Origin of the sequence: Corynebacterium sp. HMSC06C06, assembly GCF_001807295.1 — a bacterium.
In the GTDB taxonomy this organism is placed as follows: domain Bacteria; phylum Actinomycetota; class Actinomycetes; order Mycobacteriales; family Mycobacteriaceae; genus Corynebacterium; species Corynebacterium striatum.
Genome location: NZ_KV788489.1, coordinates 63,884 through 81,202, shown reverse-complemented (window position 1 = coordinate 81,202; position 17,319 = coordinate 63,884). Strand labels below are relative to the sequence as shown.

Sequence of the window (17,319 nt, the reverse complement as noted above, 5' to 3'; positions counted from 1 at the left end):
GAACCCCTGTGACGGAATCGAGCGCCTGGGTAAATCCACTGCGCAACGAGAAGGATAAGCGCCTCCCGCGCATCGCCGGCCCTTCCGGCATGGTTATCTTCGGTGTAACCGGCGACCTCGCCTACAAAAAGCTGCTGCCAGCTATCTACGACCTTGCCAACCGCGGCCTCTTGCCCGCGGGCTTTACTTTGGTAGGCTACGGACGCCGCGACTGGGACAAGGACGCTTTTGCCGAGTATGTGCTGGGAGCCGTCACGGCTGGCGCCCGCACCAAGTTCAACGAACATGTTTGGCAGCACCTAGTCCAAGGTATTGAGTTCGTGCATGGCGCTTTTGACGACGCTGGCTTCGACGGCCTTTCTGCTCGCCTCGCGGAGCTCGATACCTCACGCGGTACCGGCGGCAACTGGGCTTATTACTTGTCTGTCCCACCAGAGTTCTTCTCGAGCATCTGCCACCAACTCGAGCGTGTGGGTATGGCGAACAGCGCTGACGACTCGTGGCGCCGCGTCATTATTGAAAAACCTTTCGGTCACAACCAGGAATCCGCGCGCAAGCTCAACGAAATCGTCAATGCAGTGTTCCCCGAGTCCTCGGTCTTCCGTATTGACCACTACTTGGGCAAGGAAACCGTACAAAACATCATGGCTCTGCGCTTTGCCAACCAGATTTTCGAGCCGATGTGGAACGCGCATTACATCGACCACGTGCAGATTACGATGGCTGAGGACATCGGCCTCGGTGGCCGCGCTGGCTACTACGACGGAATCGGCGCTGCCCGTGACGTCATCCAGAACCACCTGCTGCAGCTGCTCGCGCTCGTTGCAATGGAGGAACCATCCTCATTCGAGCCGGAAGCTCTGCAGGCCGAAAAGATCAAGGTGCTGCGTGCGACGCAGCCGGTGCACCCGCTGAACAAAACCACTGCCCGCGGACAGTACTCGGCCGGCTGGCAGGGCTCTGAGTACGTGCGCGGGCTTCGCGAAGAGGAGGGATTCGATCCTGCCTCCACAACCGAGACTTATGCTGCCTGCACCCTCGAGGTAAATTCGCGCCGCTGGGCAGGTGTTCCTTTCTACCTGCGCACCGGCAAGCGCCTGGGCCGTCGCGTCACGGAGATCGCTTTAGTCTTCAAGACCGCGCCGCACCAGCCTTTCCACAAGGGCCAAGCCGAGTCGCTGGGGCAGAACGCCGTGGTCATCCGTGTCCAGCCTGACGAGGGCGTTACCATGCGCTTCGGCTCGAAGGTGCCTGGTTCCACCATGGAGGTTCGCGATGTGAACATGGACTTTGCCTACGCGGAGGCCTTCACTGAAGAGTCCCCCGAAGCCTACGAGCGTCTCATCCTCGATGCCCTCCTCGACGAGTCCTCACTCTTCCCCACCAACGAAGAGGTTGAGCTGTCCTGGTCCATCCTCGATCCCATCATCCAGTACTGGTCCAAAGCTGGCCAACCTGAGGAATACCCCGCGGGAACGTGGGGCCCTGAGTCTGCCAATACGATGTTGCGCCGCCGGGGCCACTCCTGGCGCCGACCATAAGGAGAAGAAGCGTTGATTATTCCATTGCCTGACACCACGACGCGCAAGATCTCCAAGAAACTCGTTGAGGCCCAAGAACACTACACCTTGACCACCGGCCGCGTGCTGACCCTAATCGTTGCTGCCAACGAAGACGACGACATCGAGGCGATTCTTTCCTCCGTGCGCGACGCCTCCCATGAGCACCCGTCACGCGTGCTCGTGGTCATTGCTGGTTCCCACGAGGAAGAAACTCATCTCGATGCCGAGCTACGCGTCGGCGGCGAGGCTGGTGCTTCGGAGATCGTGGTCATGCACTTGAAGGGAGCTCTGTCTGCGCAGGCCGAATCCGTAGTCACTCCGCTGCTACTCCCGGATACCCCGATTGTGGCGTGGTGGCCCACGAAGTGCCCGGAGCACCCTGCCCGCAGCCCGATTGGCAAGCTCGCGCAGCGCCGTATTACCAACGTGGCCTATGGCGAGGGCGCAACGCACGAAGAACTGATGCAGCTCTCCCACGGGTACACCCCGGGTGATTCTGATATGTCCTGGGCCGCCATTACGCTGTGGCGCGGAATCGTGGCCTCGGCCCTAGACCGCCACCCTCATGAACCGGTCGAGTCAGTAGAAGTATGCGGGGCACAACTCAACCCAGCAGCGGACTTTGCTGCAGGCTGGCTTCTCGACGCCCTGAGCGTTCCAGTACACCGCAACGTCACGCAGTCGCCGGAAAAGGGTTCCTTCCCCATTCATTCTTTGCGCTTCAACCGCGTATCTTCCCACGTCACTGTGGAAGTGGTCGACGCAGAAACTGTACGCGTACAAGTTCCTGGCTCTCCAGATTCTTTGGTCTCTTTGGGCATCCGTTCACAGGCGGAGGTCATTTCTGAAGAGCTACGTCATCTCGATTCGGACAAGACATACGCGCATACGCTTCGAGCTTTGCCGCGCGTGGACTACAGTTAGCCCTACTACTATTTTTTGACCCTTAAGGATCTCACTGACATGGTCACTCTTCACCGCGTGAGCGATGTAGACGAACTCATATCCTCTGCCGCCCTTAAATTCATCGACGTCGTGACGGCGATTCAGGCCCCGGGCGGCGGCCTCCACAACGATGGCGTTGCCCGCGTGGTTCTCACTGGCGGCGGCGCTGGCATAGGAACACTCCGCGAACTGGCTCGCCTTGATGCGGCAGCACATGGCCAGAGTGAGGACTACCCTGCTCTGGCAATTGACTGGACTCGCGTCCACGTATTCTTCGGTGATGAGCGAAATGTCCCAGTTTCTGATCCTGATTCCAATGAGGGTCAAGCCCGTGCTGCTCTTCTCCACGCGGTGGGCATTCCTGAGCAACACATCCATGGTCTCGATTTAGGCGCCATCGCCATGGAGCATGCCGCTAAGGCATATGCCGGCGAGATTGCCGAATTCGCCCCAAACGGCTTCGACCTTCACTTGTTGGGCATGGGCGGCGAGGGGCACATCAACTCGATGTTCCCGCACTCCCCTGCGGTCCTCGAGGAGGAGGAACTCGTTGTGGCAGTTCACGACTCTCCGAAGCCCCCGGCAGAGCGGGTTACTTTGACCCTCCCTGCGGTTAACCGTTCCCAGCGGGTGTGGTTCCTAGTGTCCGGTGCTGAAAAGGCTGAGGCTGCGTCTCACATCGTTAAGGGCTCTCCTGCTGCGGAGTGGCCGGCTGCTGGTGCACACGGAACCCAGGAGACAATCCTCTTCCTGTCCGATGACGCAGCGGGTGAACTCTAACAACTCGTTGAGAGATCTGCGTATCTGCCAACGAAGCGCCTCCGCAAGCGCTTTGTGAGCCTTTCGTTGGCAGTTATGCACGTTTTAGGGTGGGATATACCGATAGCACGGAGCCCGACAGCTCCGAAGTTAGGCATAGAAAAAGCCCGCGTTGACCATCAACAGTCAACGCGGGCTTTTTCTTACGCGATTATACGCCGAATGCCTGGATCAAGTTCAGCGCAACGATGCACGCCAACCAGATAATCACCATGACAATGGTGTAGCGGTCCAAGTTCTTCTCCACGACCGTGGAGCCCGAAAGGTTGGACTGGACGCCTCCACCGAAAAGGCTGGACAGACCGCCACCCTTACCCTTGTGCAGGAGAACAAAGATAGACATGAGGATCGCGGCAATCACCAGGATGATTTCCAGGGCCAAGATCATAGGATCGTTCCTCTCAAACTTTATTAATTAACTCCGGACAACTTTACACCACGACGTGGGCCGGACGACATTCCGACCCACGCCTAGGTTCCAGAGTTAAACTGCAGTCGACGCGTTCGCAGCGAGCTTGGCGAATTCGTCACCAACGAGTGATGCTCCGCCGACCAGGCCGCCGTCAACGTCCGGCTTACCCACAATCTCGGCCACGGAATCAACCTTGACAGAGCCACCGTAGAGGATGCGGATGCCCTCTGCTACCTCATCGCCAGCAAGCTCGCGGACGAGGTCACGGATTGCCGCACATACTTCCTGTGCATCGTCAGCCGAAGCAACCTTGCCAGTACCGATAGCCCACACTGGTTCGTAGGCAACGACGGTCTTGGAAAGATCCTCAGCGCTCAGGCCAGCGAGGGAATTGCGGGTCTGATTGACCACGTAGTCAACGTGGGTGCCAGCTTCACGGACATCGAGCGGCTCGCCAACGCAGACGATCGGGCTGATGCCGTTCTTCAGCGCAGCAGCAGCCTTCTCTGCGACGAGCTCGTCGGTCTCACCGTGGTACTCGCGGCGCTCGGAGTGGCCAACGACAACCCAGGTGCAGCCGAGTGCGGAGAGCATCTTGCCGGAGACTTCGCCGGTGTAGGCGCCGGACTCGTGCTTGGAGATGTCCTGAGCACCGTAGGTCAGCTCGAGCTTGTCGCCCTCAGAGAGAGTCTGCAAGGTGCGCAGGTCGGTGAACGGAACCATGAAGGCAACGTCGACCTTCTCGTAGTAGTCCTTTGGAAGGGAGAAGTCGAACTTCTGGATGGAAGCGATTGCTTCCTTGTGGTCGAGGTTCATCTTCCAGTTGCCGGCGATAAGTGGCTTACGTGCCATAGTGGGAAATTCCTTTCTTAAAGAGTTTAGTGGCTCGATTAGGACTGTAGAACCGATACGCCCGGCAGCTCCTTGCCCTCAAGGAACTCGAGGGAAGCGCCACCACCGGTAGAGATGTGGGAGAAGCCGTCCTCATCAAGGCCAAGGAGTCGGACGGAAGCGGCGGAGTCGCCACCACCGACAACAGTGAAGGAGCCGTTGTTCTTAGTTGCATCGATAATGGACCGAGCGACGCCAGCGGTGCCCTTGGAGAATGCCTCCATCTCGAACACACCCATTGGGCCGTTCCAGAAGACGGTCTTGGAGGAAGCAATCACCTTGTCGAATTCCTTTACGGACTCTGGCCCGATGTCCAGGGACTGCCAGCCCTCTGGGATGCCGTCGAGTGCGACGACCTTGTTCTCTGCGTTTGCGTCGAACTCGGTTGCAGCGATCAGATCAACTGGCAGGACAATCTTGTCGCCGAAGCGCTCAAGGAGGTCCTTGCAGTTGTCGATCTGGTCTTCCTGCAGAAGGGAGTTCTGGACGTTGTAGCCCTTAGCTGCTAGCAGGGTGTAGCACATGCCGCCGCCGATGATGACCTTGTCTGCCTTGCCAGCAAGAGCCTCAATGACTCCGAGCTTGTCGGAGACCTTGGCGCCGCCGAGCACAACGACGTATGGGGACTCAGGCTTTTCAGCAACTGCAGCGAGAGTCTCTACCTCTTTCTGCACGAGCTTGCCGGCGTATGCGGGCAGGCGCTTGGCGACGTCGTACACAGAAGCCTGTGCACGGTGGACAACACCGAAACCGTCGGAGACGAATGCACCATTGTCAGCGGCAAGGGCAACGAGCTCGTCTGCGAAAGCACCGCGCTCTGCCTCGTCCTTAGAGGTCTCACGCGGGTCGAAGCGGACGTTTTCGATGAGCATTACGTCGCCATCGTTGAGGCCGTTGGCACGCTCGTGAGCGTCTTCACCGGTGACGTCGCCAGCAAGTGCGACGTACTGGCCGAGAGCCTCGGAAAGAGCCTCAGCCACAGGAGCCAGGGAGTACTTCGGGTTGACCTCACCCTTAGGGCGGCCAAGGTGTGCGGACAGGATAACCTTGGCGCCGCCCTCGATGAGTGCCTTGATGGTAGGCAGCGAAGCGGTGATGCGTCCGGAGTCGGTGATGTTACCCTCATCGTCCAGTGGGACGTTGAAGTCGGAGCGGACGAGTACGTGGCGGGACTCAACGCCTTCGGCGATGAGATCATCTAGGGTCTTGAAAGCCATAATTTTCTCCTTAATCGATTTTTAAAAAGAGTTCTATATAAGAATACCGGCCCACGCCTAGCCCAAGTGGGCAAAGTGTGGGCCGGTTAATCATCCAAGTGAGGTCTTTAGGACTCGCAGCGGATTAGAGCTTGGAAGCGACCAGGGAGGTGGTGCGTACGAGCTGGTTGGTGTAGCCCCACTCGTTGTCGTACCAGCCGAGAACCTTAACCAGGTTGCCGTTGGAAACCTTGGTTACGCCAGCATCGAAGATGCAGCCGTGCGGGTCGGTGATGATGTCGGTGGAGACGATTGGGTCCTCGGTGTAAGCCAGGGTCTCGCCGAACTCGCCGACAGCAGCTTCCTTGATTGCAGCGTTGACTTCTTCAACGGTGACGTCGCGGGAAGCGGTGAAGGTCAGGTCTGTTGCGGAACCCGTGATGGTCGGAACACGCATTGCGTAGCCGTCCAGCTTGCCCTCGAGTTCAGGCAGAACCAGAGCAACAGCCTTAGCTGCACCGGTGGAGGTAGGAACCATGTTCACAGCAGCGGCGCGTGCACGGCGTGGGTCCTTGTGAGGAGCGTCCTGGATGCGCTGGTCACCGGTGTAGGAGTGAACGGTGGTCATGAGGCCCTTCTCGATGCCGAACTTGTCGTTGAGAACCTTAGCCATCGGAGCTAGGCAGTTGGTGGTGCAAGATGCTGCGGAGATGACGTTGTGGTTTGCAGGGTCGTAAGAATCGGAGTTGACGCCGTAAACGAATGTTGCGTCCACGTTCTTAGCAGGTGCAGAGATGATGACCTTCTTTGCGCCAGCCTCGATGTGAGCCTTTGCAGCCTCACCGTCGGTGAAGAAGCCGGTGGACTCAACAACGATGTCAACGTTGTGGTCGGACCACTTTAGGTTCTTTGGATCGCGCTCTGCGGAGACTGCGATGCGGTGGCCGTTGACGGTGATAGACCCATCGTCGAAGGAGATTTCGCCATCGAAACGGCCCAGCACGGAGTCGTACTTCAGCAGGTTTGCGAGGGTGCCGTTATCGGTCAGGTCGTTGACTGCAACAACCTCGAGGTCGGTGTTGCCCTGAGCAACTGCGCGGAAGAAGTTGCGGCCGATGCGGCCAAAGCCATTGATGCCTACGCGGATGGTCACTGTTATTTCTCCTCTTAAAATCGAGTAAACGTTCGTGTGGGTCCGAGGCATCTCCTCTAGTTCTGCCTGGTGCGAAGAACCTCGGTGAGTTTTCCCAACACGGCCGATAGTACCGAGCAAACATAGTGCGTGCAGCGGCTGAGCGCGGGTGCAGAAAGTTGAATGCCGAAACCAGAAAAGAGGCGTACAATATTGCAACCAGTGTCTAAGCGCTTGGTAAATATGCGCAGGAATTCACCCGCTTTTGCCCGTATATGTTGTTTTATGTTGATAAAGGTGGGATATGTCACTCCCCCAGCTTAACGGCAGACGATCAGCAATAACGGCGAATTTTACGGCAAGAAAATTAGCTTCACTGCCCCGAATGTGACCGTTTTGCCCAATCAAAAACCGCCCCATCCGATCGGACAGGGCGGCAAGCAATACTGAATCGAACTAACCCAAATACATTTAGGACTGGTCGAAAAGATCCTCCGTCACTGAGTCATTGGTGTCGGGAATCTGCAATTCTTCCGCCCGTTTGTCAGCCATCGAAAGCAGGCGGCGAATGCGGCCGGCCACCGCGTCCTTGGTCATGGGCGGATCTGCGAGGCGACCTAGCTCCTCGAGGGAGGCTTCACGGTGCTGTACACGCAGACGTCCGGCATCGGCAAGATGTTCTGGCACGTCATCGCCCAAGATCTCCATCGCACGTTCTACTCGAGCCGCTGCGGTGACTGCGGCGCGCGCCGATCTACGAAGGTTTGCGTCGTCGAAATTGTCCAAGCGCTTCGAGGTATCGTGTGCCTCGCGCCTTACGCGCTTCTTCTCCCACGTCAAACGAGTTTCTTGCGCACCCATTCGGGTCAGCAAAGCGCCAATGGCGTCGCCGTCACGCACGACCACACGGTCTGCCCCCCGGGTTTCTTTCGTCTTAGCGGCGATACCAAGGCGTCGCGCGCACCCCACAAGGGCAAGCGCCGCCTCTTGGCAAGGGCACAATACTTCCAGAGTGGAAGAACGACCAGGCTCGGTCAACGCTCCCTGCGCCAAGAATGCGCCACGCCATGCGGCTTCGCTATCAGCAATCGAGCCGGAGATCACCTGCGGAGGCAATCCCACCACGGGATGGCCTGAGCGGGTAATAAGTCCGAGACGTCTAGTTAACTCTTTTGCCCCTGTAGCAATACGCAGCTGAACCCGCGATTTCTTCTGTGAAGTCGCGGGCCCTACGACGTGAGTGCCGACCTTGACCCCGAAGAGTTCTTCAAGTCCATCAACAAAGCGGTCAGCAATACGCTGATTATCAAGCTCAACCTCATAAGCCATCTGATCGCCGCTAATGGTTAACTCGCCGGCAAAGCGCAAAATGGCTGAAATCTCCGCAGCTCGTGCGGATTGGCGCGGAACCGAGACTTCAGTGAGTTCGTCCTTGACCTGATCGGTCAATGAAGCAGACAAAGTCTTTGCCCCTTTCATAAAAGCATTGGAGCGTGTGCCAAGAAGCACACGGCAGGATTTATAGTTTAGCGAGATAGGTTCAATGCCGACATTTCAGGCCTCTTAGCCCTTAACAAGCTCGCCCAGAGCAACCGACAGCTTCTCCGGGTCATGTTTGTTTGTACTTGCTCCATTTCCGTCTCTTTGGCTAAGGTCCGCGAAGGACGCTTTAGCACCCAAAACGCTCGCGGCGCGTTGCAGATAGACCCGCTCACTTTCGCTCGGGATTGCGCCTTCGTCCACCAAAACTCGGTCGATTCGTAGATTAGGCGCGTGTTGAGCCAAAACGTGTAAGTGCCTCTCCGCAGAAAAGCCATGCGTCTCCCCTGGCTCAGCCGACAAGTTGAGTACCACAACGCGCAGCGCATGGGAATTACGGACTGTATCGACAATTTCCGGGACCAACACATGCGGCAGAACCGAGCTAAACCAAGAGCCGGGGCCGATGGTGATGAGGTCGGCGTCGGCAAGCGCGGCGACAGCCTCGGGATTTGCTTCGGGGCACTCAGGAAGGATCCTTACTCTTCGAACTTGACCCGGAGTCGATGCCACCGCGACCTGCCCGCGGACGGCCCGCATAACTCGAGGATCGTCATCCAATCCGGCAACCTCAGCTTCGATATCGAGAGGCTGATTAACCACGGGAAGCACTCGGCCGTGGGACTCAGTGAGCACCGCTACCGCGTCCAGAGCGGCCTGATAATCGCCGAGAACGTCGGTAAGCCCGGCAATGAGCAGATTACCCACCGCATGACCGGCCATGGCCCCGTTACCGCCGAATCGATGCTGGAGAGTCTGCGCCCACATCTTGCCTGCTTCGGTATTGCCAGACAGGGCCGCCAACGCCATCCGGAGGTCTCCGGGCGGAATGATGTCGAGCTCACGGCGAAGACGGCCAGAAGAACCACCGTCATCTGCGACCGTGACGATTGCCGAGATTCGTTCAGCATTACTCATTCGCGCGGCTAGCAGGGTTTGGTAAAGGCCGTGACCGCCACCCAGGCATGCCATGTGTGAAAATCGAGTCATTGGTTCTAAAAGAGCTTTCCGGGTAATGAGATACGGGCGAGATTAATCCCGCGCAATGTCGCGGTGGAGGGTATTGACATCCAGATCTTCTCGCTGACGCAAGCGGCGAGCAATCTCCTCTGACACAGCGACGGAGCGGTGATGTCCACCTGTACACCCGACGCCCACGGTTATGAAGTTTTTGCCCTCGTGGCGGTAACCAGCGAGCATGGTCTCAAACATCTCCAAGAAATGCTCGATGAAGTTCTCTGCAGCAGGGTGGGCGAGGACGTAATCAGAGACAGGTTCATCGGTGCCTCGATATCCGCGTAGTTCCGGAACCCAATAAGGGTTGGGAAGGAATCGCACGTCGACGACCAAATCCGCGTCTCGTGGGGAGCCGTGTTTGAAGCCGAACGACTCAACGGTGACGTGCTGGGTGTCCTTGCTCATGTCACCAAATGCTGCTTCGATGGCACGACGCAGATCATGAATTGACAGGTTTGTGGTGTCGATGATGATGTCGGCGCGCTCGCGCACCTCAGCCACAACCTGGCGCTCTCTCTGGATGCCGGCCTTGAGCGTGTCATCGCCCTGCAGCGGATGCGTGCGACGAACAGAATCAAAACGGCGGATCAGCACGTCATCGCGCGCATCGAGAAACAGAACCGTGGGCTTCATGCCCAACTGCGTGACCTCATCAATGGTCTCCAGCAGTGAACCATGAAACATGCGGGAGCGCACATCGGTTACCGCAGCAACCTTCTTGACCTTCGTCTCTTCCAAGGAACACAGCTTTAGAAGATCCACAATGGCTTTTGGCGGGATGTTATGGGCCACGTAGTAGCCCTTGTCCTCGAGAACCTTAGCTGCCGAGGTGAGGCCGCCGCCGGACATTCCAGTAATGAAGACCGGCGGTGTTTCTAAGTGCGTCATAGCAACCATCTTAACGCGCCACAGCTGGAAGGTTCCTGAAGATTCCTAACTATGCAGGTGTTCAAAAACTACGCTGGCCAACTTGGGGCCAAAGCCCTTTACGGCGGCAATTTGCTCGACGCTAGCCTCTTTCAGCTTCTTCACCGAGCCAAAGTGCTTGACCAGGTCAGTCCTGCGCTGTGGACCCAACCCAGGCACACTGTCCAGCACGGAAGAACGCATGCGTTTGGAGCGCTGCTGGCGGTGATACGTAATGGCGAAGCGGTGAGCCTCGTCGCGGATCTGTTGCAGCAAGAACAACGCCTGGGAGTTTCGCGGCAAGATAACTGGCTCATCGTCACCGGGAACCCAGATCTCTTCCAAGCGCTTGGCCAAGCCGACGAGAGTGACGTCGGCAATGCCCAGCTCGTCAAAGACTTCCTGGGCAGCGGCTACCTGCGGCGCACCGCCATCAACGATGAAGAGCTGCGGCGGATACGCGAAGCGACGCCCAGCTTCAGCAGACTCTTCCGTCACTTTCTCGTCAGCGAAGGTCGACTCCTCCACCTCTTCGTCTGGGTTGGCCAGCTTGTCTTCATTGTGTCGCTTAAAGCGACGCCGCGTGACCTCAGCGATGGAGCCGACATCGTCCGAGCGGCCGTCGCCAGCTGCTTCCTTAATGCGATAACGGCGATAGTCCGACTTGCGCGGAAGCCCATCCTCAAAGACCACCAAAGAAGCGACAACGTCCGTGCCCTGAATGTGGGAAATATCCGTACACTCTATGCGCAAAGGCGCCTGGTCCATGCCCAAGGCCTCCTGGATGTCCTGCAGCGCGGCAGAGCGTGCTGTGATATCGCCAACGCGCTTGAGCTTGTGTTGACGAAGCTGCTCCTTGGCGTTCTTCTCCACGGTCTCCATCAGGGATCGCTTGTCACCGCGCTGGGGCACGCGCAGGTCCACGTGCGCACCACGCATCTGCTCCAACAAGGACTTGACCTCAGCTGCCTCGTCCGGCATAGTCTGGACCAGGATTTCTCGTGGGATCACGTTGCCGAGGTGTTCCTCGGTATGGGATTCCTGATCCACCCCTCGCCTATTGAGCGCAGCGTCTTCCTCCAATTCCTGCTTCTGCCTGTCAGCAGCATCGGAATAGAACTGAATGAGGAAGTTCTGCATGAGGGCCGGAAGTCCGGGATCAGGTTTGCCTTCCTCGAGTGGCTCGAGTGGGGCCTGATCACCAGAGCGCTCCACGACCCAACCGCGCTGGCCGCGGATTCGCCCATTGCGTACGTGGAAAATCTGTACCGCTGCTTCTAGCTCATCGGAGCTAAAAGCGATGAGGTCGGCGTCGGTGCCATCGCCGAACACCACGGCTTGTTGTTCCATGATCTTATTGATGGCGCCCAGGTCATCGCGCAATCGGGCGGCAAGCTCGAACTCAAGATTCTCCGCAGCTTCCTCCATGCGCTGAGTCAGCTCGCGGGTTACCTTGCTTGTGTTGCCGTTCATAAAGGAAACCAGCTCGTTGACCGTCTCACGGTGCTCGTCCTTTGATACGCGGCCGATACACGGCGCATCGCACTTGCCGATGTAACCCAACAGGCACGGCCGGCCGAGACGCTCGTGGCGGTTGTATACGCCCTTGGCACAGGTGCGCATAGGAAAGACGCGGGTCAGTAGGTCTAGGGTCTCGCGTACTGCCCAGGCGTGCGAATAAGGGCCGAAGTAACGCACGCCTTTGCGGCGCGGCCCGCGATAGAAGAACGCACGTGGAACCGCCTCTCCCACCGAGACCGCCAACATCGGGTACGTCTTGTCGTCGCGATACATGACGTTGAATCGTGGATCGAAACGCTTAATCCATGTGTATTCCAATTGGAGTGCTTCGACCTCGCTGGCCACCACGGTCCACTCCACCGAAGCCGCCGTGAGCACCATCTGCCTGGTGCGTGGATGCAGCTGCGTAATGTCCTGAAAGTAATTGGACAAGCGGGCCCGGAGATTCTTGGCCTTGCCGACGTAGATTACCCTTCGGTTTTCATTGCGAAACTTATAAACGCCCGGTTCCGTGGGTATCGTTCCGGGCGCCGGCCTGTATGTTGTGGGATCAGCCACGTTAGTCCTGCGGCATGTACTTGGCTTCAAGTTCGCGGAACTGGCGAACCTTAGTGATTACGTCTTGTTTGTCACCAGACTGCAGTGCCCAGACAGGAACGAACTCGAAATCGGGAAGCTCGATGCGGGCCATACGCTCCCCCTCTGGGAAGGACAGCCCATACACAACCTGCCATGGGTAGAAACGAGTGCCGACAATATTGCGGACCTCGACTCCGTCCTCGTTAGCCCGCAAGCGTGGGCGGGTCAGTGCAATCCACGACAAGATGGAAATCAATACGCCGACGCCGGGGAATGCAAACTTATCAATCGTGGTCACCGCCGCACCTGTAAAGGAGACGTCCAAGGTAACACCCATAAAGATGTGGATAGCCATGACGAGGACTACCCAACCAATCGCAATCTTGCGTAGGTATGGAGACTTGGTCTCATAAAGCCAAGGTTTGGTCGACGTCAGCGCAAAAGGGTCTGCGCTGGTGTAGGCCAGAATCTCGGCATCAGATAGGTGCTTGCGAGAAGTAGTCTCGCTCGCCTGAGATTCGTGTGCGTCCGTCATTTAGTCCTTCTTCTCACCTATTTAAGCGTCACTACAGGTTAGGCGCAGGCGTTTAGCCTGCCAGTCCGTCCAGTGTACGCAATTTCATGACGGTGTCTAAAGCCGCAACCATCGACTCAGCGCCCTTGTCTTCATCAGATGTATCAAAGCCTGCACGCTCGACGGCCTGGGAGTACTCGTTAACTGTCAACACGCCGTTCGCCACGGGCGTCGACTCGTCGAGTGCAATGCGCGTCAGGCCTTGGGTGACCGAGTCACAGACATAGTCGAAGTGCGGGGTTCCGCCCTTGACGACGCAGCCCAAAGCCACGACAGCGTCGTGAGAACGAGCCGCTGCTTGGACAACGACAGGCAGTTCCAGTGCGCCAACCACGCGCAGCTCGGTGACCTTGGCACCACATGCTTGAGCAGTTTCGATCGCGCGCTTATGCAGTTGATCGCAGATTTCGGCGTTCCACGTTGAAGTAACGATCGCGACGCGAACGCCCTCGGCCGAAACGAGCTGGATGTCTGGCAGGCCTTCTTTAGCCATCACGGTCCTTTCTAAGAAGTGCTAATTTTTAGCTGTGCTCGGAGTCCCACTGCGCAACCTGTGGCAGATCATGGCCCATACGGTCACGCTTGGTGCGCAGGTAGGTGATGTTGTCTTCATTGGCAGCAACAGCCAGATTAGTGTGCTGGGAGACGTCAACGCCAAAGCCAAAGAGACCGTCGCCCTTGTGCGGATTGTTGGTCATCAAGTTGACGGAAACAATGCCAAGGTCTCGCAAGATCTGGCCCGCAACCGAGTACTCGCGTGCGTCTTCGGGCAGTCCCTGCTCGAGGTTGGCGTCGACAGTGTCGAGGCCCTTGTCCTGCAGGTGATATGCCTTGAGCTTGTTGACCAAGCCGATTCCACGACCCTCTTGACCACGCAGGTAGACCACAACCCCCTGTCCGGCTTCCTGTACCGCCTGCAAAGAGGCGTTGAGCTGAGGACCGCAATCGCAGCGACGCGAACCAAAAACGTCGCCAGTAAGGCATTCGGAATGCACACGAACGAGCACATTCTCCGCGCCCTTAAGCGCCTCGACGTCGCCTGCGACTAAGGCGATATGCTCGCTCTTGTCGACGTCGTGGGTGTAGCCGATTGCAGTAAACACGCCGTGCTCAGTAGGCAGGCGGGTAGACACCGAACGCACGATCTGAGTCTCATGGTGGCGGCGCCATTCGATGAGCTGCTCGATCGAAATCATCGACAAACCATGGGTATCTGCGAAACGGCGCAGCTCCGGTGAACGCGCCATATCGGTCGGGTCTTCTTCCGATACGATCTCGCACAGCACGCCCGCCGGACGCAACCCGGCCAGTCGGGCAAGGTCGATGGAAGCCTCAGTGTGGCCGTCGCGCTCCAGCACGCCGCCGGGTCGAGCAGCCAGCGGAACTACGTGACCAGGGCGAGTGAAATCTCCGATCTCGGAGGTCGGGTCAGCCAGGCGCCGGATGGTCTCGGCGCGGGAACCAGCCGAGATACCCGTCGAGCCAGTCGCAGCATCTACCGTGACCGTGTAGGCAGTGTGGCGAACATCTTCGTTAACCGCGATCATCGGCGGAAGATTGAGGCGAGCACAATCTTCGGGCATAAGTGGCGCGCAAATATAGCCGGAGGTGTATCGAACCATAAACGCCACGAGCTCCGGAGTCGCAAGCTCGGCGGCGAAAATCAGATCTCCTTCATTCTCACGGTCTTCATTGTCTACCACCACCACGGCTTTGCCGGCGGCGATGTCAGCAATAGCTTGTTCAACGGTATCGAGTTTGACGGAAGATTCTGCAGCGGTCATAAAGACTTACTCTAGCCCTTGCCGTTGGCGCCGGAAGCGTTAGGCCCAAACATTTTTTCCACGTACTTGGCCAGCACATCTACTTCGAGGTTGACTGCGGCACCAACTTCCAGCTGCCCGAATATGGTATCGCGCAGCGTTGTCGGAATGAGAGAGACCTCGAACCAGTCTGCGCCGATGTTGCTTACCGTCAACGAGGTGCCGCTGACTGCGATAGAACCCTTCTCTACCACGTATCGCGCAAGTCCGGCGGGCAGCTCGAAACGCAACACCTCCCAGTTCTCAGACGGGGTGCGCGAGATGAGTTTCGCAGTGCCGTCGACATGGCCCTGCATGATGTGCCCGCCCAAGCGGGTGGTTGGAAGCAGAGCACGCTCCACGTTGACCTGGGACCCCACGCGCAGTTCGCCGAGCGCCGAACGATTTAGGGATTCCTGCATGACGTCGGCGATGAAGACGTCCGCGGTTCGCTCGGCCACGGTGAGGCACACGCCGTTGATTGCAATGGAGTCACCAAGGGCGGCGTCGTCAAGTATCTTAGGCGCGGCGATTCCTAAGCGGATCGCGTCTCCCTGCCGCTCCAAAGAAGCGACCGTGCCGATTTCTTCCACGAGTCCAGTAAACAAAATCTATCCTTTAACTTTTAATCTCGAAGGCTTGACTCTACTCGTCATCCACGTATGGCCTGCGCACGTACTCGATGAGCACATCGTCGCCCAGCACGGTGGTGCCCACGCGCTGAAAACGACGCGCATCCTGCAAGGTTTGGGCCACCGGATGGGCCAACACTCCCCGCCCCTCTCCGAGCAACAGCGGCGCAATGTAGGCCTGCACCGCATCCACGTATCCGGCATTGAGGAAGGCGCTGGCCAGCCCAGCCCCGCCCTCGACCAACACGTCGCGTGCGCCCGCCTCGTAAAGGGAGATCAGTGCGTCATCGATGTTGGCAAATTGGTCGTAGCCAAGTTCGCGCAAATGCGATGATGCCGCTCCCGCATCCTCTAAGCTCCTTTGGCCAATCACGACGCGGCGCGGCTGTTGCTCCCGCAGCGTGCCATCGGGGAAACGAGCGGTCAACGAGGGGTTGTCTGCCAGCGCGGTGCCGGTGCCGATGATGATGGCGTCACGCCGCGCGCGGTCGACGTGCACCCATTCACGCGCGTGCTCCCCGGTAATCCATTGGCTCGTACCATCGCTTGCGGCGGTAAAACCGTCGAGTGTTTGCGCAAACTTTAGGGTCACGTGCGGGCGGCCCAGGCGCAGCGAAGTCAACCACGGGATGAGAGCATCGGACACGGGCAACTCCGCAGGCGCTTCAATCTGTGCGACCTCAATGCCCGCGGCGCGCAGAGTCTGCGCCCCGCCAGCAGCCACGCCGTTCGGGTCAGGATGCAGGAAATATACCTGGGAAATATCCGCCGCGATAAGTGCTTCCGCGCAGGGGCCAGTGCGTCCAGTGTGGTTGCACGGCTCGAGTGTAACGACTGCTATGCCGCCGCGGGCGCTGCTGCCGGCCTCTTGTAGGGCCATGACCTCGGCATGCGGCCCGCCTACGGGCTGAGTGGCACCAGTGCCTACGAGGTTGCCCTCGGCGTCGAGAATGACTGCACCCACCGGCGGGTTGGGGCTCGTCGTGCCGCGCACGGATTGACCCGCCTCCATCGCACGGATGAGGGCGGCATCGAGGTCAAGCTTCATAAAGACTTTCTGATTGCAATTTCCGTTTGGTCAAGGACGGTCCCGCGAAAGGTTCGGGATGTGAAGCGGTTAGAAAACTATTGCGAGGCCAGCTGGCGCAGTTCCTCGACTGCTGCGGCCTTGTCTGCTTGCTTGTAGATGGCAGAACCGGCCACGAACGCGTGGCAGCCAGCTTCCGCGGATGCAGCGATGGTCTCGGCGGAGATGCCACCGTCGATTTCGATCAGGGTATCGAGGCCCTGCTCATCAATGGCAGCGCGCAATGTGCGTACCTTATCCAGCATCTCAGGCATAAACTTCTGGCCTCCGAAGCCAGGTTCAACCGACATTACCAGTGCCAAATCAAAGTGCTCTAGTTTGTCCAACCACGGCTCGATGGGAGTGTTGGGCTTGATGGAAAAGCCCGCCCGTACGCCCATGCCGCGGATTTGATCCGCCAGCGCGAGCGCCGCATGCTCGTCAGCGACGGCTTCCACGTGGAAGATGATGCAATCAGCGCCTGCCTCAGCGTAGGTTTCGACCCACTTTTCCGGTTCCTCAATCATGAGATGGACGTCCAAGACCTGGTCCGTGATGCCATCAACAGTCTTGGTGATGTCAGGGCCGAAGGACAGGTTGGGCACAAAGTGGCCATCCATGATGTCGACGTGGATCCAGTCAGCGTTGTGTACCGCACGTACCTCTTCCCCCAAACGGGAGAAGTCAGCGGCGAGAATCGAAGGGGAAATAATCGGTGCAGGCATG

The 17,319-nt window shown here is 58.3% G+C and carries 17 protein-coding genes; 3 read left to right on the top strand and 14 right to left on the bottom strand.

The genetic code is table 11. From position 1 onward, the window contains the following. Positions 1 to 8 precede the first annotated feature (8 nt). Genes zwf through pgl form a run of 3 tightly spaced genes read left to right on the top strand, consistent with a single transcriptional unit; the run spans position 9 to position 3,287 of the window. Positions 9 to 1,541, top strand: a complete 1,533-nt coding sequence (gene zwf / locus HMPREF3153_RS05480; RefSeq protein ID WP_070420258.1) for a glucose-6-phosphate dehydrogenase — start codon at positions 9 to 11, stop codon at positions 1,539 to 1,541. A gap of 12 nt (positions 1,542 to 1,553) precedes the next feature. Further along, positions 1,554 to 2,486: a glucose-6-phosphate dehydrogenase assembly protein OpcA gene (locus HMPREF3153_RS05475; protein ID WP_070420257.1), complete on the top strand. Its 933-nt coding sequence runs from the start codon at positions 1,554 to 1,556 to the stop codon at positions 2,484 to 2,486. 39 nt (positions 2,487 to 2,525) lie between these two features. Then, complete coding sequence (pgl, locus tag HMPREF3153_RS05470; protein WP_070420256.1) at positions 2,526 to 3,287, top strand: 6-phosphogluconolactonase; 762 nt, start codon at positions 2,526 to 2,528, stop codon at positions 3,285 to 3,287. A gap of 190 nt (positions 3,288 to 3,477) precedes the next feature. On the opposite strand, the gene secG is transcribed toward pgl, so the two are convergent. The 14 genes from secG to rpe form a co-directional block, all read right to left on the bottom strand. After that, complete coding sequence (secG, locus tag HMPREF3153_RS05465; protein WP_005531608.1) at positions 3,478 to 3,714, bottom strand: preprotein translocase subunit SecG; 237 nt, start codon at positions 3,712 to 3,714, stop codon at positions 3,478 to 3,480. A 96-nt stretch (positions 3,715 to 3,810) separates the two neighbouring features. Continuing rightward, a complete protein-coding gene (gene tpiA / locus HMPREF3153_RS05460) occupies positions 3,811 to 4,590 on the bottom strand; it encodes a triose-phosphate isomerase (RefSeq protein ID WP_046645945.1) in 780 nt (259 codons plus the stop codon). A 38-nt stretch (positions 4,591 to 4,628) separates the two neighbouring features. Beyond that, on the bottom strand, positions 4,629 to 5,846 hold the full coding sequence (gene pgk, locus HMPREF3153_RS05455) for a phosphoglycerate kinase (protein ID WP_070420255.1): 1,218 nt from the start codon (positions 5,844 to 5,846) through the stop codon (positions 4,629 to 4,631). A gap of 124 nt (positions 5,847 to 5,970) precedes the next feature. Then, complete coding sequence (gene gap / locus HMPREF3153_RS05450; protein WP_070420254.1) at positions 5,971 to 6,978, bottom strand: type I glyceraldehyde-3-phosphate dehydrogenase; 1,008 nt, start codon at positions 6,976 to 6,978, stop codon at positions 5,971 to 5,973. Positions 6,979 to 7,428: 450 nt separating this feature from the next. Next, on the bottom strand, positions 7,429 to 8,436 hold the full coding sequence (gene whiA, locus HMPREF3153_RS05445; protein WP_070420253.1) for a DNA-binding protein WhiA: 1,008 nt from the start codon (positions 8,434 to 8,436) through the stop codon (positions 7,429 to 7,431). A gap of 84 nt (positions 8,437 to 8,520) precedes the next feature. Beyond that, the gene (yvcK, locus tag HMPREF3153_RS05440) at positions 8,521 to 9,486 is read right to left on the bottom strand and encodes a gluconeogenesis factor YvcK family protein (RefSeq protein WP_070420252.1); all 966 of its coding nucleotides are present in this window, start codon (positions 9,484 to 9,486) and stop codon (positions 8,521 to 8,523) included. Between the two features lie 42 nt (positions 9,487 to 9,528). After that, positions 9,529 to 10,410 (bottom strand): RNase adapter RapZ, encoded by an 882-nt coding sequence (gene rapZ / locus HMPREF3153_RS05435; RefSeq protein ID WP_005531621.1) that lies wholly within the window; start codon positions 10,408 to 10,410, stop codon positions 9,529 to 9,531. Positions 10,411 to 10,446: 36 nt separating this feature from the next. Continuing rightward, entirely contained in the window at positions 10,447 to 12,498 is a 2,052-nt protein-coding gene (gene uvrC / locus HMPREF3153_RS05430) for an excinuclease ABC subunit UvrC (protein WP_070420251.1), read from the bottom strand. A 1-nt stretch (position 12,499) separates the two neighbouring features. After that, positions 12,500 to 13,054, bottom strand: coding sequence for a PH domain-containing protein (locus HMPREF3153_RS05425; RefSeq protein WP_005531625.1), 555 nt, complete (start codon positions 13,052 to 13,054; stop codon positions 12,500 to 12,502). 52 nt (positions 13,055 to 13,106) lie between these two features. Beyond that, positions 13,107 to 13,586 carry a 6,7-dimethyl-8-ribityllumazine synthase gene (ribH, locus tag HMPREF3153_RS05420; RefSeq protein ID WP_070420250.1) on the bottom strand — a complete coding sequence of 160 codons (480 nt, stop codon included), beginning with the start codon at positions 13,584 to 13,586 and terminating at the stop codon, positions 13,107 to 13,109. Between the two features lie 28 nt (positions 13,587 to 13,614). After that, a complete protein-coding gene (locus HMPREF3153_RS05415; RefSeq protein WP_046645941.1) occupies positions 13,615 to 14,877 on the bottom strand; it encodes a bifunctional 3,4-dihydroxy-2-butanone-4-phosphate synthase/GTP cyclohydrolase II in 1,263 nt (420 codons plus the stop codon). A gap of 11 nt (positions 14,878 to 14,888) precedes the next feature. Continuing rightward, positions 14,889 to 15,503, bottom strand: coding sequence for a riboflavin synthase (locus tag HMPREF3153_RS05410; protein ID WP_049062367.1), 615 nt, complete (start codon positions 15,501 to 15,503; stop codon positions 14,889 to 14,891). 37 nt (positions 15,504 to 15,540) lie between these two features. Continuing rightward, entirely contained in the window at positions 15,541 to 16,575 is a 1,035-nt protein-coding gene (ribD, locus tag HMPREF3153_RS05405) for a bifunctional diaminohydroxyphosphoribosylaminopyrimidine deaminase/5-amino-6-(5-phosphoribosylamino)uracil reductase RibD (RefSeq protein ID WP_070420249.1), read from the bottom strand. Positions 16,576 to 16,652: 77 nt separating this feature from the next. Further along, complete coding sequence (rpe, locus tag HMPREF3153_RS05400) at positions 16,653 to 17,318, bottom strand: ribulose-phosphate 3-epimerase (protein WP_005531635.1); 666 nt, start codon at positions 17,316 to 17,318, stop codon at positions 16,653 to 16,655. Between the last annotated feature and the right edge of the window lies 1 nt (position 17,319).